Source organism: Janthinobacterium sp. 75 (assembly GCF_004365495.1).
GTDB lineage: Bacteria > Pseudomonadota > Gammaproteobacteria > Burkholderiales > Burkholderiaceae_D > Janthinobacterium.
Window position 1 is genome coordinate 190,279 of sequence record NZ_SORD01000002.1, and the last position, 21,465, is coordinate 211,743.

Annotated in this window: 24 protein-coding genes and 1 other RNA gene; 6 read left to right on the top strand and 19 right to left on the bottom strand. The window is 61.5% G+C overall.

Annotated elements, in window-relative coordinates; all coding sequences use genetic code 11:
- Nucleotides 1–6 precede the first annotated feature (6 nt).
- Both ssrA and C8C89_RS25165 read left to right on the top strand, forming a co-directional pair.
- Nucleotides 7–367: a transfer-messenger RNA gene (gene ssrA, locus C8C89_RS25160) on the top strand.
- Nucleotides 368–753: 386 nt separating this feature from the next.
- Entirely contained in the window at nucleotides 754–1,275 is a 522-nt protein-coding gene (locus C8C89_RS25165) for a GNAT family N-acetyltransferase (RefSeq protein ID WP_133993809.1), read from the top strand.
- Between the two features lie 197 nt (nucleotides 1,276–1,472).
- Here the strand turns inward: C8C89_RS25165 and C8C89_RS25170 are convergent, their stop codons facing one another.
- Together C8C89_RS25170 and C8C89_RS25175 are read right to left on the bottom strand one after the other, a co-directional pair.
- Nucleotides 1,473–1,922, bottom strand: coding sequence for an HD domain-containing protein (locus C8C89_RS25170; RefSeq protein WP_133993811.1), 450 nt, complete (start codon nucleotides 1,920–1,922; stop codon nucleotides 1,473–1,475).
- A gap of 13 nt (nucleotides 1,923–1,935) precedes the next feature.
- The gene (locus tag C8C89_RS25175) at nucleotides 1,936–2,793 is read right to left on the bottom strand and encodes a hypothetical protein (protein ID WP_133993813.1); all 858 of its coding nucleotides are present in this window, start codon (nucleotides 2,791–2,793) and stop codon (nucleotides 1,936–1,938) included.
- Between the two features lie 439 nt (nucleotides 2,794–3,232).
- On the opposite strand from C8C89_RS25175, the gene C8C89_RS25180 reads away from it, so the two are divergent.
- A complete protein-coding gene (locus C8C89_RS25180) occupies nucleotides 3,233–4,279 on the top strand; it encodes a HAMP domain-containing sensor histidine kinase (protein WP_243858413.1) in 1,047 nt (348 codons plus the stop codon).
- Nucleotides 4,280–4,327: 48 nt separating this feature from the next.
- On the opposite strand, the gene C8C89_RS25185 is transcribed toward C8C89_RS25180, so the two are convergent.
- From C8C89_RS25185 to C8C89_RS27115, 6 genes are all read right to left on the bottom strand, one after another.
- Nucleotides 4,328–4,573, bottom strand: coding sequence for a hypothetical protein (locus C8C89_RS25185; RefSeq protein WP_133993815.1), 246 nt, complete (start codon nucleotides 4,571–4,573; stop codon nucleotides 4,328–4,330).
- Between the two features lie 124 nt (nucleotides 4,574–4,697).
- Nucleotides 4,698–6,143, bottom strand: coding sequence for an ATPase domain-containing protein (locus C8C89_RS25190; RefSeq protein ID WP_133993817.1), 1,446 nt, complete (start codon nucleotides 6,141–6,143; stop codon nucleotides 4,698–4,700).
- Entirely contained in the window at nucleotides 6,140–6,556 is a 417-nt protein-coding gene (locus tag C8C89_RS25195; protein ID WP_101484232.1) for a hypothetical protein, read from the bottom strand. Before C8C89_RS25195 ends, C8C89_RS25190 begins: the two co-directional genes overlap by 4 nt.
- A gap of 72 nt (nucleotides 6,557–6,628) precedes the next feature.
- Nucleotides 6,629–7,999, bottom strand: a complete 1,371-nt coding sequence (locus C8C89_RS25200) for a hybrid sensor histidine kinase/response regulator (protein ID WP_243858415.1) — start codon at nucleotides 7,997–7,999, stop codon at nucleotides 6,629–6,631.
- 163 nt (nucleotides 8,000–8,162) lie between these two features.
- On the bottom strand, nucleotides 8,163–8,399 hold the full coding sequence (locus C8C89_RS25205; protein ID WP_101484231.1) for a hypothetical protein: 237 nt from the start codon (nucleotides 8,397–8,399) through the stop codon (nucleotides 8,163–8,165).
- A 378-nt stretch (nucleotides 8,400–8,777) separates the two neighbouring features.
- Nucleotides 8,778–8,933 carry a hypothetical protein gene (locus C8C89_RS27115; RefSeq protein WP_166674909.1) on the bottom strand — a complete coding sequence of 52 codons (156 nt, stop codon included), beginning with the start codon at nucleotides 8,931–8,933 and terminating at the stop codon, nucleotides 8,778–8,780.
- A 2-nt stretch (nucleotides 8,934–8,935) separates the two neighbouring features.
- Here C8C89_RS27115 and C8C89_RS25210 point away from each other — a divergent pair, with 2 nt between their 5' ends.
- Together C8C89_RS25210 and C8C89_RS25215 are read left to right on the top strand one after the other, a co-directional pair.
- A complete protein-coding gene (locus C8C89_RS25210; RefSeq protein WP_133993819.1) occupies nucleotides 8,936–9,178 on the top strand; it encodes a hypothetical protein in 243 nt (80 codons plus the stop codon).
- Nucleotides 9,179–9,266: 88 nt separating this feature from the next.
- Entirely contained in the window at nucleotides 9,267–10,211 is a 945-nt protein-coding gene (locus tag C8C89_RS25215; RefSeq protein WP_208327816.1) for an SMP-30/gluconolactonase/LRE family protein, read from the top strand.
- Nucleotides 10,212–10,332: 121 nt separating this feature from the next.
- On the opposite strand, the gene C8C89_RS25220 is transcribed toward C8C89_RS25215, so the two are convergent.
- A complete protein-coding gene (locus C8C89_RS25220) occupies nucleotides 10,333–11,400 on the bottom strand; it encodes an SDR family oxidoreductase (RefSeq protein ID WP_133993821.1) in 1,068 nt (355 codons plus the stop codon).
- 97 nt (nucleotides 11,401–11,497) lie between these two features.
- Between C8C89_RS25220 and C8C89_RS25225 the strand changes: the two genes are divergently transcribed.
- Nucleotides 11,498–12,403, top strand: coding sequence for a LysR family transcriptional regulator (locus C8C89_RS25225; RefSeq protein WP_101484228.1), 906 nt, complete (start codon nucleotides 11,498–11,500; stop codon nucleotides 12,401–12,403).
- Between the two features lie 3 nt (nucleotides 12,404–12,406).
- Here C8C89_RS25225 and C8C89_RS25230 read toward each other — a convergent pair whose 3' ends face one another.
- The 10 genes from C8C89_RS25230 to C8C89_RS25275 form a co-directional block, all read right to left on the bottom strand.
- Nucleotides 12,407–13,360 carry an ABC transporter substrate-binding protein gene (locus C8C89_RS25230; protein WP_101484227.1) on the bottom strand — a complete coding sequence of 318 codons (954 nt, stop codon included), beginning with the start codon at nucleotides 13,358–13,360 and terminating at the stop codon, nucleotides 12,407–12,409.
- A gap of 60 nt (nucleotides 13,361–13,420) precedes the next feature.
- Nucleotides 13,421–14,395 carry an ABC transporter permease gene (locus tag C8C89_RS25235; RefSeq protein WP_101484226.1) on the bottom strand — a complete coding sequence of 325 codons (975 nt, stop codon included), beginning with the start codon at nucleotides 14,393–14,395 and terminating at the stop codon, nucleotides 13,421–13,423.
- A 20-nt stretch (nucleotides 14,396–14,415) separates the two neighbouring features.
- The gene (locus C8C89_RS25240; protein WP_101484225.1) at nucleotides 14,416–15,948 is read right to left on the bottom strand and encodes a sugar ABC transporter ATP-binding protein; all 1,533 of its coding nucleotides are present in this window, start codon (nucleotides 15,946–15,948) and stop codon (nucleotides 14,416–14,418) included.
- An 81-nt stretch (nucleotides 15,949–16,029) separates the two neighbouring features.
- Nucleotides 16,030–16,896, bottom strand: coding sequence for a fumarylacetoacetate hydrolase family protein (locus C8C89_RS25245; RefSeq protein ID WP_133993823.1), 867 nt, complete (start codon nucleotides 16,894–16,896; stop codon nucleotides 16,030–16,032).
- Nucleotides 16,897–16,917: 21 nt separating this feature from the next.
- Entirely contained in the window at nucleotides 16,918–17,673 is a 756-nt protein-coding gene (locus C8C89_RS25250; RefSeq protein WP_133993825.1) for an SDR family oxidoreductase, read from the bottom strand.
- Nucleotides 17,674–17,695: 22 nt separating this feature from the next.
- Nucleotides 17,696–18,025, bottom strand: a complete 330-nt coding sequence (locus C8C89_RS25255) for an L-rhamnose mutarotase (RefSeq protein ID WP_133993827.1) — start codon at nucleotides 18,023–18,025, stop codon at nucleotides 17,696–17,698.
- Entirely contained in the window at nucleotides 18,022–18,864 is an 843-nt protein-coding gene (locus tag C8C89_RS25260) for an amidohydrolase family protein (protein WP_208327817.1), read from the bottom strand. The genes C8C89_RS25255 and C8C89_RS25260 overlap by 4 nt, the downstream gene beginning before the upstream one ends.
- Nucleotides 18,861–19,889: an aldo/keto reductase gene (locus C8C89_RS25265; protein WP_180338665.1), complete on the bottom strand. Its 1,029-nt coding sequence runs from the start codon at nucleotides 19,887–19,889 to the stop codon at nucleotides 18,861–18,863. Before C8C89_RS25265 ends, C8C89_RS25260 begins: the two co-directional genes overlap by 4 nt.
- 11 nt (nucleotides 19,890–19,900) lie before the next feature.
- Complete coding sequence (locus C8C89_RS25270; RefSeq protein ID WP_133993831.1) at nucleotides 19,901–21,124, bottom strand: UxaA family hydrolase; 1,224 nt, start codon at nucleotides 21,122–21,124, stop codon at nucleotides 19,901–19,903.
- Complete coding sequence (locus C8C89_RS25275; protein ID WP_101484219.1) at nucleotides 21,121–21,456, bottom strand: UxaA family hydrolase; 336 nt, start codon at nucleotides 21,454–21,456, stop codon at nucleotides 21,121–21,123. The genes C8C89_RS25270 and C8C89_RS25275 overlap by 4 nt, the downstream gene beginning before the upstream one ends.
- Between the last annotated feature and the right edge of the window lie 9 nt (nucleotides 21,457–21,465).

Here is a 21,465-nt window from a genome sequence, read left to right on the forward strand (position 1 = left end):
TTCTGTGGGGACGACCTGGTTTCGACGTGGGTTGCAAAGCAGCGCAGGGCATACCGAGGGCGGGCTACCTCGTAAATACAACCTGAAAAAACTTAACTGCAAACGATAACTCGTACGCACTGGCAGCTTAATCGCTGTTAGCTCTAGAACACCTCGTCCCTGGGGTGGGCCGTCAAAAGCTCTAGAGTCATTTACAGGGACTCGTCGTATGCTGGGTTACTTAGCGTCCGACTAAATAATAGGTAACTCGCTTGCCCATAACGTGCACATCCGTGCTGGCTGAGTTAAATTAAATGATAGTGCTAAGTATGTAGAACTGTCTGTAGAGTGCTTGCGGACGCGGGTTCGATTCCCGCCGTCTCCACCACTGAATAAATAAAAGGGCTTCCCCGTTTTGGCGGGGAGGCCCTTTTTATTTATTCCATGCATGCAGAGCGCGGGCATCGAATCCGCGTCCGGTACGGGCGCGGGGGTTTTGCGGGGGGACGAGCACTGCTCGTCCGATAGCCGCAAAACCGGGTTGCGCTTGCAAGCGCAACCCTCTCCGATTCGTCTGACTAGCTTTTGCGCCGCAGGCTGTTTTTCCTCATGACAACCTCAGCCGCTCAGGCTGTGTACGAATGGCAGACCTGCCGCTCGCCAGGAAACAAGATGAGGTCCGTTCACGGCATGACTCTTGGCAACAGCTCCCCAACGGAATGATGCAATTTGCAATATCATTGCATGTCGCGTTTCTGATTAAATCGAAAGAATATGATTAATATCCGTGAGGCTGAAATCACAGACCTGCGCGCTCTACAGGAAATCGGCTACCAGACCTACCGTGAGCATTTTTCGGATATTTGGTCCGCTTCCGGAATATCGGATTTCCTGGATCAAGATTTTTCTCCCAGCACGCTTGAAAACTCGCTCAATTCATTGAAGCAAGTCTGGCTTGTCGCTTCCGACGAAAGCGGAAAAGTCGTCGGTTTCGCCAAGGTCAACTTGTCGAAGCCGGCGCCTATCAGCGGCGAAGTGGGCCTGGAACTGCAGAAGATATACTTCCTCAAATCCGAGGCTGGGCGCGGTTATGGAAAGCAGCTCTTGAGCTATATTCACGATCTGGCGCTAGAGCGCAGGGAGAGCTTGATATGGTTAGATGTGCTCAAAACCAACTTAAGTGCTCGTCGCTTCTACGCGAAACAGGGTTTTCAAGAACGCGGTGAAATCCCCTTCCAAACAGACAAAGTTGCAATTGGAATGGTAGTCATGGTCTGCCAACTGCCAATGACGTGACGTATGAGCTCACGTGCACTACGTACCGGTATGGGCCTCAGAAAACAAGGCAGCGGTTCCAATGCCGGTTTATACGAATCGGCGCAGAGGCGCAATAAGAAGTATCCCGGCCAACGACAGGAGTAGCTCTGCGGCGATAGTGCGTGCAGGTGCAGGGATCAGGCCATCCATTCAGATACGATCCCGACATTTCAGAATCATTGCTGCGATATTAATCGCTTAATCGCACGCCGATACTTCTCCACCCGCTCCAGATCCTTCTGCGTCGGCTCCTCTATCCTCGACAAATCACTATTCTCAGCCAGATCAGCCAGCTTGACGGCCTTGCCGACCGGGTTCAAGGCCGCACGGGCAATGAAATCCTCGTATGACTCGCCCTCGATCCTGGTCACGGCGCGCACGCCGTCGATGACTTCCTGGGAAAACCCTTCGCGCGCCAGGTCATCGAAGGTGACTTTGCCCTCGCTGTCTTCCACCACATCATGCAACACGGCGACAATCTGCTGGGCGCCGGGGGCGACGCGCAGCATGACGCGCAAGGGGTGGAGTATGTACGGCGCGCCGCCCTTGTCCTTCTGGCCGGCATGGGTGGCGGCGGCAATTTCAATCGCGCGCTCCAGGGTGGCGCGTCTTGCGTGTTCACTCATGTTCACTCCTTGTTCACTCCACTTTGATTGCTAACCCCGTTGCGCGCCAGCCGCGGCGTTGCAAATGGCAAACGCTGGTGCACAGCAAGGCTGGCAACAATAAATTGAGGACCGGCACGAGCATCAGCAAGCACAACAGCAACCCCAGGGCAAAAATAGCCGGGCGCTGTTCGCGGCGCAACGCCGATTGCTGTTCCGCGCCGGGTACCTCTTCAGCTGCCGCGCCGTAGATCATCTGGACATTCCAGGCAAGCAAGTACGAGATCATCACGCACATGGCCCACAGGGGAATCAGCAGGGAAAGCAGCAGCAACAGGCGCCGCCAGGCGGGGGGCGCGGCGGGTGCATCCAGGCCGGCCGGTGCTTGCCAGTTGGCATAGCGGCGCGCCGCCACGGTCTTGGCGCGCTCCAGCAACAAGCAGCGCAACGGCAAGCGTGCCGTACCGATGGCGCCGACGATAAAGACGATCACATAGAAAAAAGCAGCCAGCGCCAGCAGCGCCAGGGCGATCTGACCGATCGACAGCAGGGCCTTGGCGGCGCTGCCCAGGCTGCCGGCAATATTGCCCATCTGCGAGAGCGTGGCAGGCCCATTGGCCAGTGTCCCGACACCATCCATCACGCCCAGGCCCAGCAAGCCGGTGACGGACACCAGTGCCAGCATGGCGCTCAGCTCGACAAAAAAACGGCCGAAGTAGCTATACACTCCCAGCCACAGCGCCACGACCGCCATGCACCACAGCGCGGAGCGCCACAGCGCGGAGCGCCACCACAGGCCAGCATGACGCGCGTCGCGCAGTCCCAGGCCAACGCACGTGAAGGCTTCCCGCCAGGCTAGTAGCCAGGTTTGCAATATTTGTGTCACGCTCAAGCGCACTCCGCAGTGAAGGAGCGGATACGTCGATCCGTATGTTGCCGATTGTACATGGACAAGGCTGGCACACGCGCCGCCGAGAGCAATGGTCAAACCCGCTACGCCAGCACCGCGATCAACACCTTCGTACCAGCTTGCTCTAGTTTGCGATACCGCAACTCCCGATGAAACGGAATGCGAAACAATGCCAGCTCCCCCACCGTTGGGCATAACGGAGTTGACCATGCTTGAAATTCAGCCCGGGGATAAACGCGGATTTTTCATATTGCCCCATCCCTCGCCTCAACCGCGTACACTGTCTGCTCTTCCATCACCGCATTGGTCCACCGTGAAACTATCGCGCTTTATAAGCGGCCATCTGGAGCCGATCCTGGAAGAGTGGGAACTCTTCGCCAGGTCACTCCCCATTCCTGGAACCGCCATATCGAAAGCGGAATTGCGCGATCATGCTAAGCAGATGCTGGAAACCATCGTGCGCGACATGGATGTCATCGAGAACGCGGCGCAGCGGAAAAAGAAATCGACCACGGGCGTATCGGAAATAACGGGCAAGGAAACGGCAGCCGCCACGCATGGTTCCCTGCGCCAGCAGATTGGCTTCACGCTGCCGCAGCTGACGGCGGAATTTCGCGCGATGCGGGCCAGCGTACTGCGTCTGTGGATGGCACAGGTGTCGGTGACGTCGAAAACGGCGACGCTGGATATCTTGCGCTTCAATGAAGCGATAGACCAGGCGCTGCAGGAATCGGCCATACGGTATTCGCAGCAGAGCGACCGCACCCGCAATACCTTTCTCGCCATCCTCAGCCACGATCTGCGCAGTCCGCTAAGCACGATGACGATGGCGGGTGCGCTGCTGAGCAGGCCGAGCGCGAGCGCATCTTCCACGGTGCAGATCGGTGCACGGGTCGCCCGCAGCGCGGCCACCATGACAACCATGGTGAACGATCTGCTGGAATTTGCCAGGACACAACTGGGGGGGCGCATGCCCATTTCGCCCAGCTTGGGCGACCTGGGGGAAATCTGCAAAACGGCCGTCGAGGATGCCTCGGCCGCCCACCCGCAATGCAAGTTTGAACTGAGTACCACGGGCGAGATGATCGGCGATTTTGATGCGGCCCGCCTTGCCCAGCTGTTCTCCAATTTGCTCAACAATGCTGCGCAATACCGCACCGACGATCAGCCCGTGAGCATCACGGCCTGCGGCGATGCCGATACGGCGGTGGTGCAAGTGAAGAATTTCGGCCGCCAGATCCCGGAAGCGTCGCTGAAGAGCATTTTCGATCCCCTCGTACAGCTGGCCATTTCCGACGATCACAAGGCGCCAAATGCCACCAGTATCGGCTTGGGTCTGTTTATCGCGCGTGAAATTGCCAGCGCACACGGCGGCACCATCGGTGCCGAGTCGAGCCTGGAATGCGGCACGGTGTTTACCGTGCGGCTACCCAGGGTATCGCTGAACGAAGGAGCGAACGGCGGCTAGCCGAGCCCCCTCGGAAAAGACGACCTTCCCTGCCGCGGCAGGTTCGCCCTACCTGCGGTTGAGCGGCACATACTCGCCAGGCAAGCTGGCCGCTTCCAGCGCATCAGCAAAGGCCAGCAAGAACTTCGCCGGGCCATGATCCGATACCAGCAGGGAGGCGCCCTTGTGGCGCAGCAGCTTCAACACTTCCTGCTGGTGCGCCTGGTATTCCTCCGAATGGCCATAGAAGGTCTGATACATCTCCAGCGTTTCCATGGCTTTCGCGGCCAGGACGAATTCGGGTTTGTCCATCATATCTCCTCTTGATCAGCTCGGAAACACAGAAGACGCATTGATCCTCTGTGCGCACGGCCATCACCGTCAGCATGGCCGCACTTCCATCATACGCCTCTACTCATCTGTCACCAACAGCGTTTCCCTAGGCCCGGTAAGGCTCACCAGACAGGATGCCCTGATACTGGCTGAGGGCGGTGCCGATCTTCATGCCCTCGGCGTCGATATCGTAGAAACGGATATCCTTGCTGTGGCCGCTACCGCGTACCTTCACCACCGATATCACGCGCTTGAACTGGCCTTCGAGCTCGATGTAGCGCTGCATGACGATGGCGTCGGCCAGGAAGGCATTGCCGTAGGAACTGAAGCGCAGCATGGTGTACTGGTCTTCCAGCTCGGCCGTCATCAGCACGGACACGCCCATGTCCGTCAAGGCCGCCACCAGGCGGTACAGCGATTCGCGGAAATCCTCGCGGAACATGGAGGCCAGCGCCATTTCAAAGCCGGACAGCGAGTCGATCACCACGCGCTTGGCCTTCATGCGCGTGATCATGCTCAACAGGTCATGCAGGATTTCATCGAGCGACAGGTCGAGCGTGCGCGTGTTGATCACGCCGATCTGGCCGGAATCGACGAGGGTGTTCAATTGATGGCTGAGCAGCTGGTTCGGGCTTTTCTCGAAGGCGGCGATGACGCCAGGCTCGCCGCAGCGCACCCCTTCCGTGAGAAATTGCGTGGCCAACACGGTCTTGCCGGAACCGGACGGCCCCACCAGCAGCAGCGAATAGCCGGCCGGCAAGCCGCCGCCCATCATCCGGTCGAGCTCCGGCACGCCCATCGACAGGCGTTCATTGCCGGAAATGCTGACCTTCCCCATGCCGCTTGTCTTCAGCACCGCGCGGGGAAAAATTTCCACCCCATCATCATTGATGCGGAAGGTATGCACGCCCAGGCTTTGCGCCTGTCCGCGCATCTTGACCACCTGGATCTTGCGCACCATGGCGTCGCGGTGCACGAGCTGCGACAGCCACAGGATGCCGTCGGCGACCGTAAACACGGCGCTGGACTCGGCCTCGGGCGCCAGGTATTCGCCGATCAGGAAGGTCGTGGCCAGCCAGCTGGTCATTTGCGCGCCCAGTTGCTGCACGAAATTCTGCAGGCCGGCTGGGCCCGCGTCCATGGCCTTGGCCGACTGCACCACGGAGCGGAACGAGTCGACGAAGACGAGGCTGGGCGAGAACGCCTCGACCTCTTCGGCGATGCGCGCCAGCACGCGGTCGAAATCGCCTTCCAGCAAGTCAGCCGACAGATTGACGAATTTGATCGACTGGTTGATCTTGTCCACATCGAAGAAGGGAAACTGCTGCTGATAGCGCAGCATCTTCAGCGGTGGCTCGCCCAGGACCGTGAAAAACAGCGCCTTGCGTTCCGGCGTGGCGAGGGAAAACATGATCTGGTGCGCCAGCGTCGTCTTGCCGCTGCCTGGCGTGCCCGCCACCAGATTGAAAGAAAACTCCGGTATTCCGCCGCCCAGCAGTTCGTCCAGTCCCGGCACGCCAGTTTCCAGGCGATGGATGGTGACTTTGTTCATTCGTTCGGCTCCGTTCCAGCATTATTCACAACGTCATCACCCCAGGCTTTGAGGAGGATGCTATTCGTTAAGAGTTCGCCAATTAATAAAATAAGGGTGTTGATGAAGTGCATCAACATCGCCGTGCTTGCCGCGCAGGCAGCGGTGTCCGCCTGTCCCTGCAGGCTGGCGCGCAAGGAGGTCATCGCAGCTTCCAATGCTTGCGGCGGATGGGGGGTCAACCAGCTGAACTGTTTCTCACTCTGGTGCAGACTACGGGCATACATCGACTCCACGCCCCGCTCACCTATGATCTGATTCAATTCAGTGGCCAGTTGCTCCCAAAGGCGAATACTGACGTCTACCACCGCACCTGGGTCGCGTAACAGCGCGTGCTCTATCCTGCGCTGCCGCTGTTCATGGACTGTGGCCATAATCGGATCTTTTCTCTGCGGTTTTCGGTGCTTGGACCATATTAAAAAAAAGCATCAGGGCTCCTTCACCCATCAGCGCGGAGCCTTTGCCGTGATTATTTTCAACAAGGCGTCGATATTGATGGGTTTTACCAGGTAATGGTCAAACCCTGCCTCGCCGGCGCGGTCGTACTCGCCAAGCTGGCTGTAGCCGGATGCGGCGACAAAGCATGGCAGAGGCGGCACCAGGGCCGCGCGTGCCGCACTGATGACCTGGAAGCCATCCATGCCCGGCAAGCCGATATCGCACACGATCACATCATAGGTCGCATCGAGCGCGGCACGCAAGCCACTAGGGCCGTCATTGCGCACGTCGACATGGTGGCCGTCCTGCGTCAGCAGCAGCGCCAGCATTTCCGCCGCATCGGCATTATCCTCGATCAGCAGTACGCGGCGCGGCAATGCGCACGCCGCAGGTTCTGCCTGCATCCCCTGCGACAGCGGCGCCAGCGACGACAAGGGCAACTGCAAGACAAACTGGCTGCCAAAGCCGACCCCAGCGCTGAACACGTCCACGGTGCCGCCATGCAACTGGGTAATGATGCGCACCAGCGACAGACCGATGCCCAGGCCGCCCTGCGCCCGCTCCAGCGAGCGGAAGCCCTGGGTAAACAAATCGAAGATGAAGGGCTGGATATCGAGGGCGATGCCGGCGCCATCGTCGCTGACGGCAATTTCTACCAAATCATCTTGGCGCCTGACGACGATATCGATATGGCCAAACTCGTGCGTAAACTTGCTTGCATTGATGAGCAAGTTGGCAAACACCTGCGTCAGGCGCACCAGATCTCCTTCGATGACCAGTGCTTCCTTCGGCAGGCTCACGCTCAGCACTTGCTGGCGTAGATTGATGCTGGCCTGGCCAACTTCCACGGCACTGGCGATGATGTCGCTCAGCAGGATAGGTGCCAGTTGCAAGGTGATCTTACCGCTGCTGACGCGCGATGCATCAAGCAAGTCATCGATCAGGCGCGCCATGTGCGCCACCTGACGGCCGATCACGCCATGCACGTGCGCCAGCTGGGGATCGAGGTCGACCTTCTTGGCCAGCAAGTCATTGGCCATCGCCAGCGGCTGCAAGGGATTGCGCAACTCATGCGCCAGCATGGCCAGGAACTCCGTCTGGCGCACGGTCGTCGCTTCGGCGGACGCTTGCATGTCCTGTGCACCAAACGTTGCCAGCACCAGGTTTTGATTGGCTTCGCGCAACTGTTTGACCAACAGGCCGAAGGCGTCGGATTTATCCTTTTCCTGCACCTGCATCTTGGCCATGATCAACAATTGATTGATCGTTTCGCGCAGCAGCTTGACTTCACGGCCGTGCAAGTCATGCAAATTTGGCTCGGCTGGCAACTGCTGGGCGGGCGCATCCTCAGGATCCGGCGAGAGTGCTGTGTGGTGCATGGTGACGGTGTCCGGCTTGTGGGGGCCGGCCTTAAGGACAACTCTTCGCTCCGCGGCGCTCACTCAGACATCGCCGCGCACGCCAGCTCTATTGCTGCATACGGTGTATTACTTGCTACCTGAGCACGATACTCTATTTTCCTTACGAAATGAAAGAATTAGATTACTTATCGTCAACAGTGCGCAGGGGTAGCACGTAATTGGCGAGCTGCCACCCCATGGCCAGGGCCGATTGCTCCGCCTCGTGCCGCGTGCTGCGATTTTCCAGATTGGCTTGCCGGACATCTTCAAAGCCGCACTTGCTCAGCACCAACTGTCCCTGCCAGCACCCCTCGGGCAGTTCGCAGGCGTAGGCCGAGATCAGGAACCCATTATGGGTGGTGGGATTCGCATAAGACATGATGCCTCCGTGGGATTGCCAGCGCCGCCGTGAACAAGAACCATGGCTCTTATTGAAGTATAGTCAGACTTAGTGTAACCGCAATGCGGCGCGAATCTCATTTAAATCAAATACATACGCATCAGGTCGCTTGAAGTGGGCCCGCAGGAACGCATTGACAGCATTTGGCATCCCATGCAAAAGTATGCCCCTCGATACCCTCTCCGTGCATTGCCGTATGGACCAATACCATTTCCTCGTCGGCGAATTCACCCAGGATAGTCCTTTCATTCCCGCTTCGGCCAGCGCGCAACTGTTTGCCTGGTTCGCGCAGACAGGCGAGCGCGTCGAACGCTACGGCAGCAGGCGCGGCAAGGTCGTCAAATTCTCGCAGAGAAATTACGAGAAGAATTGCGCGCGGCCACGCAAGCCCATGGCCGCTGCGAACAGCAGCATGGCCGGATCCACTGCTTCCTCTCGCACGCCGAACAGGCGGCCGCGCGCGCCGACCTGCTGGCGCACGCCATGCTGGGCTTTCACACCAACAATTGACACCCATGACGCCACATTTATCGCTGCATTGCTATCTGCAAGACCAGGCCGCCGAGCGCCCCCTGCCCTGTTCCGACGTGACCATCCACGCCGACCCGGCTACCCTGCGCGCCATTGCCCATTTTCTGCTGGCCAGCGCCGACGAGTTTGATCTGGCGCAAGAACGCGCCGGCATGCACGCGCACCTGCAGGACGCATGGGCTGGCTGGCAAGACGACTTCCCCGACCTGGTGGTGGTGGCGGCCTAGGGTGGCGGCATGGGGTGAGGCGTAGACTGGCGCCCCGACTGGCGCGCGTCGGGTAACATACGCCACCTTTGCCATACAGAGATCCTTGATGCACGATTCCCGAACCGCCCTGCCCTGGCTGCGCACCGCCGTGCTGGCCACCGCGCTGGCCAACCTGTCCGCCTGCGCCAGCCCGCCCGCGCACGAGACGCTGTTTCTCACCACCACCTTCACGCCCGCGCATTCCTTTACCAAGGGCATAGAAGGGCCGGCCGTGGATGCGGAAGGCAATATCTACGCCGTCAACTTTGCGCGCCAGCAAACCATCGGAAAGGTCAGCCCCGGCGGCACTGGCGAGGTGTTCCTGACCCTGCCCGGCACCAGCATCGCCAACGGCATCCGCTTCGGCAGCCGTGGGCAGATGTATCTGGCCGACTACATGGAACACACGATATACCTGGTCGATCCGGGCACGCGCGCGCTCACCATCCACGCGCGCGAGCCGCGCATGACGCAGCCGAACGACATCGCCATCACGCAGGATGACGTGCTGTATGCGAGCGACCCGAACTGGAAGGAAAACACGGGGCGCGTGTGGCGCATCGCGCAGGACGGCACGGTGACCCTGGCGCTCGACACCATGGGCACGGCCAACGGCATCGAAGTGAGCCCTGACGGCAAGATGTTGTACGTGAACGAAAGCGTACAGCGCAATATCTGGATGTATGACATCGCCGCCGACGGCAGCCTGAGCGGCAAGCGCCTGCTGATCAAGTTTGACGATTTTGGCATGGATGGCATGCGCGTGGACGTCGATGGCAACCTGTACGTGACGCGCTACGGCAAGGGCACGGTGGTGAAACTGTCGCCGCAAGGGCGCATCTTGCGCGAGATCAGCGTGCCCGGCGCCAAGCCCAGCAACATCACCTTTGGCGGCCCCGATGGCCGCACGGCCTACGTGACGGAAGTGGTGCAGGGACGCCTGCTGCAATTCCGCGTCGACCGCCCGGGCCTGGAATGGCAGCGGGCGCAGGAGCGGCGCAAGCCCGAATAGCATGTGGGGATGTCGGCTTACGCGCTTGCGCGCTAACCCGACCTACGCACTACCACGATGGCCCGGTAGGTCGGCATAGCCGGAACGGCGTAAGCCGACGACATGATTGGCCACGACCGGGTCAGCTCGGAATGATGCGCTGCGCCTTCAACTTCTCGAACAGATTGAAGAAGGCATCCGGCGTATCCTGGTAATCAAGAAAGCCCGCCTTGCGGCTCTTGCCCATGTCCGTCATCACTTCCATCGGCCGCCCCAGGTCGGCATCCGTATGCCACCAGGAAGCGAGGCGGCTGATGTCCGTTTCCACCAGATCATGCTGCTGCGCAATGGCACGCCATTGTGCAGGCGCATCCTGCATGCGGCCGGCCAGCGGCGCGATGGTCTCCGGCAAGTCCGCCGCTGCCACGCCGAAGTACGCTGCCAGGCGGGGCCACAGCCACTTCCAGCGGAACACGTCGCCATTGACGATATTGAAGTCCTCGTTGCGTGCGGCCGGGCTATCGGCAGCCCACGCCAGGTGGCGCGCGATCTGCCCCGCATCCGTCATGTCGGACAGGCCATGCCACTGTGCGGATGAACCGGGAAACACAAAAGGCTGGCCGCTGGCCTTGCACAGGTTCGCATACACAGCCAGGGTCAGGCCCATGTTCATGGCATTGCCCAGCGCGTAGCCGATGATGGTGTGCGGGCGGTGCACGCTCCACGTAAAGCCGTACTGGGCAGCGGCTGCGAACAAACGGTCTTCCTGCTCGTAATAGAAATTGTCGACGTCCTGGCGGCCCTGCTCTTCGCGGAACGGCGTGACGGGCACGCTCCCCTGTCCATACGCATCGAACGGTCCCAGGTAATGCTTGAGGCCCGTCACCAGCGCTACATGGCGCAAGTGGCCCTTCGGTCCCAGCGCGGCCAGCACATTGGCCACCATGGCGCCGTTGACGCGGATGTTTTCCTGCTCGTTGTCCTGGCGCGCCCAGGCCGTGAAGAAGACGTGGCTGGCGTCCAGGCCCGCCAGCGCCATGGCGACGGCGGCGCCATCCGTCGCATCGAGCGGCAAGGCCGTGCAGCCGGCGGGGACTGGCGTGCGTCCCCGCGAGACGCCCGTCACCTGCCAGCCTTGCGCCAACAGATGGGTGGCCAGGTTGCTGCCGATGACGCCGCTGGCGCCGATAATGAGGGCGTGTTTTTGCATGAGAGAAAGCCTCCAAAAGAAAAAACCATCATATCCGCGACTGAACTTCTTATCCACGATACTATTTCACCTCATTCATGAATGAGATTCTCGAATCATGTTTTCATCGGAACATTTAAAGGGCCTCACGCCCTTCCTCGCCACGGCCGACGCGGGCAGTTTCACCAAGGCGGCCGAGCGCCTGCACCTGAGCAGTTCAGCCGTCAGCAAGAGCGTGGCGCGGCTGGAAGAACGGCTGGGCGTGCTGCTGTTCGAGCGCAGCACGCGCCGGCTGAAACTGAGCGATGCTGGACGCGCCTACTACGCCACCTGCAAGCGCGTGCTGCAGGAACTGGCGGACGCGGAAGACGTCCTGGCTGAACACGCGACGGAACTGGCCGGCAAGGTGCGCATCGGCGTGCCCGCCTCATATGGCCGGCTGCGCGTGATGCCGGCCCTGCTGGAGCTGTGCGCGCAGTATCCGCGCTTGCAGCCGTCGATCGCCTTCAGCGACCGCTTCGTCGACCTGTTCGAGGAGCGCATCGATATCGCCGTGCGCATCGGCGCACCTGGCAACTGGCCGCAAACGCTGGGGCAGATGCCTTTGGGCGAAGAGCGCCTGATCTTTTGCGCGGCGCCCGCCTACCTGGAGCGACGCGGCACGCCGGTCACCATCGCCGATCTCGATGGCCACGACTGCATCGCCTATGGCCGGGGCGACGGCACGGCGGCGCCATGGCTGTTTGCCGGCGAGGACGGGGTGGAACGGCGCGCGGTCCGTCCACGCCTGACGGTGGGTGACGCCGAGGCGCAGACCGCCGCCGTGCTGGCTGGCCTGGGCATCGCGCAGCAGGCGACCTGGCTGGTGCAGGAACACCTGGCCAGTGGCGCCATCGTCGAAGTACTGCCTGCCTGCGCCACGCCAGGCTTGCCGCTCTCCCTGGCGTGGCCGCTGGCGCGCCAGCTCACTGCCAAGACCGGCACGCTGCTCAAGGAATTGAAGCAGCGCCTGACAATCAGCTGACGCTCAATATAGAACGTTCTTCGCTTCCGGCAGATCGACATTGGCCTTGGTGACGATCACCACGCCCGTGTTGACGAAAGGCGCGACCTTCTTTCCCTCGATCAGGCTGACGAGGGTCTTCACGCCCAGCGCGCCCATCGAGTAGGAACCCTGCACGGCGGTCGCGTACAGAGTGCCGTCCTTGACGAAGTTTTTCAGGTCTTCATTGCCGTCGAAGCCCACGGCGATCACCTTGCCAGCCTTGCCCGCCTGCGCAATGGCACGACCCATGCCCACGGCTGTCGGCTCATTGGCGCCGAAGATGCCCTTCAAGTCTGGGTTCGAGGCTAGCACGTCGGTCGTCTGGTTCAGCGCCGTGGCCATCTGCGACTGCGAGTAATACGTGCCGACGATCTGCAGCTGCGAGTTCTTTTCGATATAGCGCTTGAAGCCGCCCACCCTGCCCGTCTCGGAACCGGCGCCCGCCACATATGACATCACGGCGATCTTGCCGGTCTTGCCGACCTGGGAAATGAGGGCCTTGGCGCTTTGCTCGCCGGCCGCTTCATTGTCCGTCGACAGGAAAGACTGGTAGTAGCGCTTGCCGCTGTCGGCCACCAGCGAATCGATCAGCACAACGGGAATCTTCGCTTCCCACGCCTTCTTCAAGGCCGGCACCAGCGCGTCCGGGTCCGACGCGGCCAGCACGATGCCGGCCACTTTGCGCGTGACGGCGTTTTCCACCATGCTGACCTGGTCGGCGATGGCCGATTCCGAGGCGGGTCCCTGGAAGGTCAGGCTGTAGCCCTTGGCATCGGCGGCGCTGGCCGTGGCGCCCTTCTTGACGTTTTGCCAGTAGTTGGAATTGGTCGTCTTGACAATCACGGCGATCTCGCCCGGGGCGGAGAAGGCAGCGCTGGAGCTCAGGGCAAAGGCTGCGGTCAACAGACCGAGCGACACAGCTTTGATGGTTTTCATTGTCGTCCTCATTTAATTATAGATTTAGTAGATTGACTTCACGGCGTACTGCTTGCTGCTTCAGGCGCGGTTGCGCTTCTGATCGATCCAGACGGTCAGCAGGATGACCAGTCCGATAATGATTTGCTGGATAAAGCTCGACACTCCGTTCATATTCAGGCCGTTGCGCAGGATGCCGATGACGAAGGAACCGATGACAGTGCCGGAAATGGTGCCTATGCCGCCGATCAGCGAGGCGCCGCCGATTACGGCGCTGGCGATCGCATCGAGTTCGTACATCACGCCCTCGTTCGGCTGCGCCGTCACCAGGCGCGACATCAGCACGCAGCCCGTCAGGCCAGACAAGGCGCCGGACAATGTGTATACCAGCAGGGTGACGCGGCCCACCTTCACGCCCGACAGGCGCGCAGCTTCCGCATTCGAACCAACGGCATAGATATGCCGGCCAAAGGTGGTGCGGCTGAGCATGATGGAGACGGCCACGGCGATCACCACCATCAGCACCACCGGATACGGAATGCCAGGGAAGACGACTTCGGGGAAGGTGCCGCCCGTGTCGCGCTCGATGCGCCACAGCACGCCGTTACCGAGTTCGCCGAACGAATCGCCCAGGCCGGAAATGGCGCGCGCGCCCGTCACCTGCAACGCCAGGCCGCGCGCGATCAGCATCATGCCAAGTGTGGCGATGAAGGGCGGCAGTTTCAATTGCGTGATGCAAAAACCGTTGACAGCGCCGCACATGGCGCCCACCAAGATGCCACCCAGCATCGCGACTGGCACGGGCACGCCACTCTTGACCAGGAGCGCGGCGGCCACACCAGCCAGCGCCAGCACGGAACCGGAACTGAGGTCGATGCCGCCCGTGATGATGACGCAGGTGGCGGCAATGCCCAAGTAAGCGATCGACGTGACTTGCAAGGCCACACTCATGCCATTGCTGACGGAGAAAAAGGCGTTGCTGGTCAGGGAAAACACCAGCAGCAACAGCGACAGGCTGCCCAGCGCGGCGAATTTTTGTATCAGTTCTTTATTCATTTTTTTTTAGCTTTCTGTTTCTAATGGACTGCCACCTGGCCAAGGGTGGGACAGACTACGCGCCCCGACGCCAGCTGCATGATCTCTTCCTGCGACGATTCGCGTGTATTGACGATGCCGCTGATACGCCCTTCATGGAACACGGCCACCCGGTCGGTCATGCCCATGATCTCGGGCAGCTCGGACGTGATGAGCACCACGCCGATGCCTTCCGAAGCGAGCTTGTCGAGCAGCTGGTAGATGGCGAACTTGGCACCCACATCGATGCCGCGCGTGGGTTCATCGAAGAAGATGATTTTCGATTCGCGGTACAACCATTTGCTGATGACGATCTTTTGCTGGTTGCCGCCGGACAGGTTGCGCGCGATCTGTTTCGAGGTCGGCGTCTTGATGCCAAGCGCTGCGATGTACTGCTGCGCCACCGCCTCTTCCCTGGCGAAATCGATGAAGCCGAAACGGTTAGCCAGCCCCGCTACATTGGTCAAGGTCAGGTTGGCCGCCACCGACATGCGGATCGCCAGGCCGTGGCTCTTGCGGTCTTCCGACAGATAGGCAATGCCGTGTCCGATGGCGTCAATGGGGCTGGTGATCGTCACCGCCATGTCACCCAAGTGGATCGCGCCGCTACTGAGGGGATCGGCGCCGAAGATGGCGCGCGCCACTTCCGTGCGCCCCGCCCCCATCAGGCCGGAGAAGCCGAGTATCTCGCCGCGCCGCAAATCAAAGCTCAGCGGGCCGAAGACATCCTTGCGGTGCAAATCCTTCACGCTCAGCAGTACTTCATCAGTCGGCTTTGATACGCGGTCGGGAAATTTTTCATCCAGGGTACGGCCCACCATCTTTGCGACGATGGCATCCAGGGTGGTGGCGGCAAAATCGTCGGTGCTGACGAATTTGCCGTCGCGCAGCACCGTCACCCGGTCGATGATGTGCTGCATCTCCTCCAGGCGGTGCGAGATGTAGACCACGCTCACGCCGTTGCGTTTGAGTTCATTGATGATGTCGAATAGCTGGCCCGTCTCGCTTTCCGTCAGCGAGGACGTGGGTTCGTCCATGATCAGCACTTCCGTATTGAGCGATAGCGCCTTGGCGATTTCCACCATCTGTTGCTGCGCACAGGACAGGTTCTTGACCAGTTGGCGAGGGTCGATGCGCAGTTTCAAACGGTCCAGCAGCGCCTGCGCGTCGGCGTGCATTTTTTTGCGGTCGATAAAGAGGCCGCGCACCGGTTCGCGCGCCAGGAAAATATTCTCCGCCACGCTCAGGTGCGGGATCAGGTTCAATTCCTGATGGATGATGGCGATGCCAGCCGCTTCCGCATCCACGCTGCAGGCAAAACTGCACACCTTGCCCTTGTAGACCAGTTCTCCCTCGTCGGCCTGGTACACGCCGCTCATCACCTTCATCAGGGTGGACTTGCCAGCGCCGTTTTCGCCGCACAGCGCATGCGCCTCGCCCTTGCGCAGGCTGAAACTGACGTTGTCCAGCGCCAGCACGCCGGGAAAGCGCTTGCTGACCTTGTTCAGCGCCAGTATCTCTTCGGATTGCTTCATGGTGTGTCTCCTCCACTCCACTGCTATAGGCTGGCGCGCCGATGTCTAGGCATCTTGGCGGCGCGCCTGTCTGTCACTTTGTTAACTGTCGATCAGTTCCGGATTCCAGGCATGCACGGTCTGACGCTGTTCACCCAGGCCTTCGATCCCCAGGCGCATGGTGTCGCCCGGCTTCAGATACACGGCCGACGGTTTCTGCCCCATGCCAACCCCTGGCGGGGTGCCGGTGCTGATGATGTCACCCGGGTACAAGGTCATGAAACGGCTGATGTAGCTGACCAGGTTAGCTACGCCGAAAACCATGGTTTTAGTATTACCGTCCTGAACGCGCTTGCCGTTGACTTCCAGCCACAGTCCCAGGTTTTGCGGGTCCGCTACTTCGTCGGCCGTCACCAGCCATGGTCCGATCGGGCCGAAGGTGTCACAACCCTTGCCCTTGTCCCACTGGCCGCCGCGTTCCAGCTGGTATTCGCGTTCGGACAGGTCATTGACGACGCAGTAGCCGGCCACGTGCGACAGCGCATCGTCTACACTCACATAGCGCGCGGTGGTGCCGATCACCACGCCCAGCTCCACTTCCCAGTCGCTTTTCTTCGAGTCCTGCGGCATCACCACCGCGTCGTTGGCGCCGATGATGGCGCTGGAGGCCTTCATGAACAACACCGGTTCCAACGGCACTGCCATCCCCGACTCGGCCGCATGATCGGCATAGTTCAGGCCTACGCACAAAAACTTGCCCACGCCCTTCCATGGCGGCGCGATGCGCCCCGGATAGTCCACCACCGGCAGGCTGCCGATATCGAGGGCCGCCAGGCTCGCCAGGCTATCCTTGCTCAGGGTCGCGCCCGTGATGTCCGGCAGTACGCCGGACAAATCGCGCACGGCGCCGTTGGCATCGATCAATGCAGGTTTTTCAGCGCCCTTGGCGCCATAACGCATCAGTTTCATGTGCTTCTCTCGTTGTAGTAATCAGTTGGACCAGCCGCCATCGATGACGTGCACCATGCCGGTGGTAAAAGCGGATTCGTCGGAGGCCAGATAGACAGCCAGGGCGGCAATTTCCGTAGCGCGGCCCACTCTGCCCATCGGCTGGCGCGCCACGAAGGCGGCCTGCACCTCAGCTATGCTCACGCCTGTCGCTGCCGCCTGGGCGGCAATGCGCTCCTTCAGCGAGGGCGACTCGATGGTGCCTGGACAGATCGCATTGCAGCGGATGCCGTGCGTGACGAAATCGGCCGCCACCGATTTTGTCATGCCCACCACGGCCGCCTTCGAGGTGCCGTAGATAAAGCGGTTCGGCGCCCCCTTCACGCTCGATGCCACGGACGACATATTGACGATGGAGCCGGCACCCCTGGCCAGCATGCCCGGCAGGACGGCGCGTATCAGCCGGTACATGGAGCGGGCGTTGATGTCGAAGGAACGATCCCAGGCAGCGTCGTCGCACTCGAGGATCGTACCGCCGTCAACGAAGCCGGCGCAGTTGAACAGGATATCGACGGGGCCGATCTCGTCGGCCAGCGCGGTGATCGCCGCGCCATCGGTCACGTCGAGCAGGCGGATGGCGCAGCCCGTCGCTTCCTTCAGCGCATCGAGCTGGGCCTGGTTAATATCGGTGGCGATCACGGTAGCGCCTTCACGCACGAACGCTTCGGCCGTGGCGCGGCCGATGCCCTGGCCAGCGGCGGTGAGTAGGGCGATTTTGCCTTGTAGTCTGGCGGTCATGCTGTCTCCTTGTTTTTTAGGTCTAAGCCATGTGAAATACGTGTTCCATCATCGCCCAATGCTCGCCCTCGGCGCGTGAGGCAAGGGGCAGCTGGCATGGGGCGCAAAAGGTCCACCAGCGCTGCGTTTCCGGGTCGGCGGCGATGGCCGCCATGTCGGCATCAAAATCCTCGCCGTGGTATTCCCAGTAGCCAAACAGCAGGTTTTCCGGCTGGCGCAGGAAGATCGAATAATTGCTGACATGCGCTGCCGACAGTCTGGCCAGAACCTGCGGCCAGACGGTGGCATGCAAGGTTTTGTATTCAGCGATGCGGTCCGGCGCGATGCCGATGACCATGCCCATTCTTTTCATGGCGTTTCCTGGTTGATGCCGTAAAAGCGCAGTGCGTTGAGTCCAAAAATATCGTTTCTATCCTCTTGTCCCAGATGTGCCAGCAGCGCTACACTGGCGGCCAGCCACGCCGCATATCCGCCGGCCAAGTCCACCACTGGCCAGTCGCTGCCCCATATCACGCGCCGGGGGCCGAATACGTCCAGAACGTGCCGCACATACGGCTGCAAATCGTTCGCGCGCCAGCCAGGCCGGGCCTCCGTCACCAGCCCGGACAGCTTGCAGTGCACATTCGGCAGCGCGGCCAGTTCCGCCATGTCTTCGCGCCATGTGCCGAAGGCGGCATCGGCTATCGGCGGCTTGGCCGCATGGTCGATCACCATGGGAAGCAGCGGATAGTTGCGGGCACAACGCAGCAGCGCGGGCAAGTGGCGCGGCAGCACCAGCGCGTCCAGCCGCAGGCCTTGCGCCACCATGGCGGTCAAAGCTGGCGCCAGTGCAGGATCGGCGATCCACTGATCGTCATCCAGATCCTGCAGCATGGGGCGCAAACCTTTCAGCTTGCCGTGCGACGCCAGGCGCGCAATCGCTACGGGTGCATCAGGCGCCATCAAGTCGGTCCAGCCCACCACGGCGCGGATAAAGCTGTCCTGTCCGGCCAGCGCCAGCATCCAGTACGTATCGTCTTCCGAAGGCAGCGATTGCACCAACACGGTTCCAGCTATGCCATGCTCGGCCAGCAGCGGCGCCAGGTCTTCCGGGGAAAAATCGCGGTGAATGGCGGCCAGCGATGGCGGCGGCCAGCTGCCGGCACGTGCGGCAAGCTGCCAGAAGTGCTGGTGGGCGTCGATGCGCATCATGCGGCCACTCCCGTAGGCAGCGGCGCGCGCGCATCAATCAGGTCCGCTTCCCGCAGCGCCAGCCACAGGGCGTCGGGCAGCGGTGTGGCGAACCAGTCCAGGTTTTGGCGTAGCTGCGCCAGGTCCTGGCCGCCCGGGATGCAGGACGCGACGGCCGGATGGGCCAGCGGAAACTGCAAGGCGGCAGCCTGCAAGGGCACGCCAAATTCGCGGCAAACGGCGTCCAGTCGCGCCACGCGCTCGAGTATCGCGCTCGGCGCATCGGCGTAATTGAATTTGCCGTTACCGGCCAGCACGCCGGAATTAAATGGACCGCCCACCACGATGGCGTTGCCGCGTTCCACGCAGGCGTCCAGCAGCGGTGACAGCGAGGCCTGTTCCAGCAAGGTGTAGCGGCCGGCCAGCAGGGTGCAATCGAGGTCGAACTCCGCCATCGCCCGTAGCACGACGTCGCATTCGTTGACGCCCAGGCCCACGGCTTTCACCTGGCCGCTGGCGCGCAGCTGCTCCAGCGCGCGAAAGCCGCCACCGGCCGTCAGTTGGCGCCAGTATTGCTGATCGCGCTCGCCATGCGTAACCTTGCCGATATCGTGCACGAACAGGATGTCAATGCGCTCAAGCCCCAATCTCTGCAGGCTATCGTCGTGCGAACGCAGGACGCCGTCATATGTGTAGTCGTAATGGGGGCGGAACGGCAGCGGCGCGGCAAAGCCGTCGTCTCCGGGGCGCACGGAGGCGTCGGGCCGCATCAGCCGCCCTGCCTTGGTACTGATCACGAATTCATTGCGGGGCCGCTCGCGCAGCGCCGCGCCCAGCCGGTGTTCGGACTGGGTATAGCCATAGAACGGCGCCGTGTCGAAGAAGCGCACGCCGGCGTCCCAGGCGCCATCAAGCGTGGCGCGCGCCTGCGCGTCGCAGACGGGCTGGTACAGGCCGCCCAGCGGCGCGCAGCCCATGCCAATGCAGGGCAGCGACAAGCCGCCGCGCGGCAGGGTACGGCGTCGCGTGGTATCCATGACATCCATCGCCGTGGCACTCATGCTGCGCGCAGCGGGAAACAGCCTGGCCCCACCGCATCGAATTGTTTATAGGTCAGCACGAATTCCTGGTGACCCAGGTCTTCCGAGCGGCTCAGTTCTCCATTGGCCACGTTCAGCACGGCGGCGACAATCTCCGCGCCCACTTCCTCCAGGGTGGCTTCTCCTGTGAGTATCTTGCCGGCGTTGATATCCATGTCGTCGGCAAGACGCTCGAAGGTTTGCGGATTGGCGCACACCTTGATGACGGGCGAAATCGCCGAGCCCACCACGGAACCGCGGCCCGTGGTAAACAAGGTGATGTGGGCACCGCAGGAAATGAGTTCGACGATTTCCGCGTTGTCCGACACGTTCGGAAAACCGAAGCGCGGCTCGCCGTCCGGCACCACGTCGAGCAGGTACAGGCCGCCGCCGGCTGGCTGGTCGCCGGGTTTCAGAATGCCGACTATGGGTGAGGAACCGCTCTTGGCGTAGGCGCCCAGCGACTTTTCCTCCTGCGTGGTCAGGCCGCCATCGGCGTTCCCCGGCGAGAAGCTACCGTGCCCCATGATGGTGTAATAACGAGCGGCCTTGGCCACGGTCTCGACGATGGCATTGCCCAGGTCCGGACTGACGGCGCGCCGCTGCATGTGGTATTCGCAGCCCACCAGTTCGCCCGTCTCTTCGAAGATGCAGGGGCTGCCGGCCGCGATCAGGGTATCGAAAGCAACGCCGACGGCGGGGTTGGCGCTGATGCCGCTGGTGCTGTCGGAGCCGCCGCAGATGGTGGCGACGATCAGTTCATCTATCCCCATCGGCACGCGCTCTTGCCGCGCCAGATGCTCGAGGGCCCAGCCTATCCATTCCGTGCCGCTGCGCACGCTGGGACGCGTACCGCTGTTTTCCTGGATGGTGATCGTGTGGACCGGACGGTCGCTGTCGGCCACCGCGCTGGAAAGGCCATATTTATTAAAGCCTTCGCAGCCCAGCGACACCAGCAGCACGGCACCCACATTCGGGTGCGTCAGCAGGCGGCGCATCACCTGGTCCGCGTACTCGTTCGGGAAGCAGCCAGTAAAGCCGATCAGGTGCACGGGCTGGCCGGGAAAGGCGTTGACCATCAGGCGCGCCACGTGATGCGCACATTCGACCATATAGGCCACCACCACGATATTGCGGATGCCCTTGCGGCCATCGGCGCGCGGGTAGCCCGACAGGGCGGGTGTCGTTACGGGAGCGTTCATGCTTGGTCGTCCTTGTCCAGGAAATGGTGGCCGTCCTGGCCCAGGGTAAACGTGGGGATGTAATCGCTTGCAAGGTTGTGCGTATGGATGTGCTCGCCGATGGCGACGGGGGCCGTGATGCTGCCGATCAGGGCGCCATAGCGCAACACCTTGTCGCCCACGGCCAGCGCGCGGCGCGCCACCTTGTGGCCGATCAGGATGTTTTGCGCCAGGGTGACTGGCTGGCCGTCGATGGCCACGACGTCGCCGCAGGCAAGGGCTGTCCTGGCGATCAGGCAGTTGTCCTCGGGCGACATCAGCAGCAGGCTGGCAGGCGGGGAAGCGAGGCTCATGGCGCACCC

What these genes read in the sequence shown, in the direction of transcription:
- C8C89_RS25235 (WP_101484226.1), bottom strand. Translation starts at nt 14,395, where the DNA reads ATGAATAAAGAACTGATACAAAAATTCGCCGCGCTGGGCAGCCTGTCG.
- C8C89_RS25255 (WP_133993827.1), bottom strand. Translation starts at nt 18,025, where the DNA reads ATGAAAAGAATGGGCATGGTCATCGGCATCGCGCCGGACCGCATCGCT.
- C8C89_RS25165 (WP_133993809.1), top strand. Translation starts at nt 754, where the DNA reads ATGATTAATATCCGTGAGGCTGAAATCACAGACCTGCGCGCTCTACAG.
- C8C89_RS25220 (WP_133993821.1), bottom strand. Translation starts at nt 11,400, where the DNA reads ATGCAAAAACACGCCCTCATTATCGGCGCCAGCGGCGTCATCGGCAGC.
- C8C89_RS25230 (WP_101484227.1), bottom strand. Translation starts at nt 13,360, where the DNA reads ATGAAAACCATCAAAGCTGTGTCGCTCGGTCTGTTGACCGCAGCCTTT.
- C8C89_RS25195 (WP_101484232.1), bottom strand. Translation starts at nt 6,556, where the DNA reads ATGGCCACAGTCCATGAACAGCGGCAGCGCAGGATAGAGCACGCGCTG.
- C8C89_RS25215 (WP_208327816.1), top strand. Translation starts at nt 9,267, where the DNA reads ATGCACGATTCCCGAACCGCCCTGCCCTGGCTGCGCACCGCCGTGCTG.
- C8C89_RS25170 (WP_133993811.1), bottom strand. Translation starts at nt 1,922, where the DNA reads ATGAGTGAACACGCAAGACGCGCCACCCTGGAGCGCGCGATTGAAATT.
- C8C89_RS25185 (WP_133993815.1), bottom strand. Translation starts at nt 4,573, where the DNA reads ATGATGGACAAACCCGAATTCGTCCTGGCCGCGAAAGCCATGGAAACG.
- C8C89_RS25250 (WP_133993825.1), bottom strand. Translation starts at nt 17,673, where the DNA reads ATGACCGCCAGACTACAAGGCAAAATCGCCCTACTCACCGCCGCTGGC.
- C8C89_RS25260 (WP_208327817.1), bottom strand. Translation starts at nt 18,864, where the DNA reads ATGATGCGCATCGACGCCCACCAGCACTTCTGGCAGCTTGCCGCACGT.
- C8C89_RS25240 (WP_101484225.1), bottom strand. Translation starts at nt 15,948, where the DNA reads ATGAAGCAATCCGAAGAGATACTGGCGCTGAACAAGGTCAGCAAGCGC.
- C8C89_RS25200 (WP_243858415.1), bottom strand. Translation starts at nt 7,999, where the DNA reads ATGCACCACACAGCACTCTCGCCGGATCCTGAGGATGCGCCCGCCCAG.
- C8C89_RS25270 (WP_133993831.1), bottom strand. Translation starts at nt 21,124, where the DNA reads ATGAACGCTCCCGTAACGACACCCGCCCTGTCGGGCTACCCGCGCGCC.
- C8C89_RS25245 (WP_133993823.1), bottom strand. Translation starts at nt 16,896, where the DNA reads ATGAAACTGATGCGTTATGGCGCCAAGGGCGCTGAAAAACCTGCATTG.
- C8C89_RS25225 (WP_101484228.1), top strand. Translation starts at nt 11,498, where the DNA reads ATGTTTTCATCGGAACATTTAAAGGGCCTCACGCCCTTCCTCGCCACG.
- C8C89_RS25265 (WP_180338665.1), bottom strand. Translation starts at nt 19,889, where the DNA reads ATGGATGTCATGGATACCACGCGACGCCGTACCCTGCCGCGCGGCGGC.
- C8C89_RS25190 (WP_133993817.1), bottom strand. Translation starts at nt 6,143, where the DNA reads ATGAACAAAGTCACCATCCATCGCCTGGAAACTGGCGTGCCGGGACTG.
- C8C89_RS25275 (WP_101484219.1), bottom strand. Translation starts at nt 21,456, where the DNA reads ATGAGCCTCGCTTCCCCGCCTGCCAGCCTGCTGCTGATGTCGCCCGAG.
- C8C89_RS25205 (WP_101484231.1), bottom strand. Translation starts at nt 8,399, where the DNA reads ATGTCTTATGCGAATCCCACCACCCATAATGGGTTCCTGATCTCGGCC.
- C8C89_RS25210 (WP_133993819.1), top strand. Translation starts at nt 8,936, where the DNA reads ATGACGCCACATTTATCGCTGCATTGCTATCTGCAAGACCAGGCCGCC.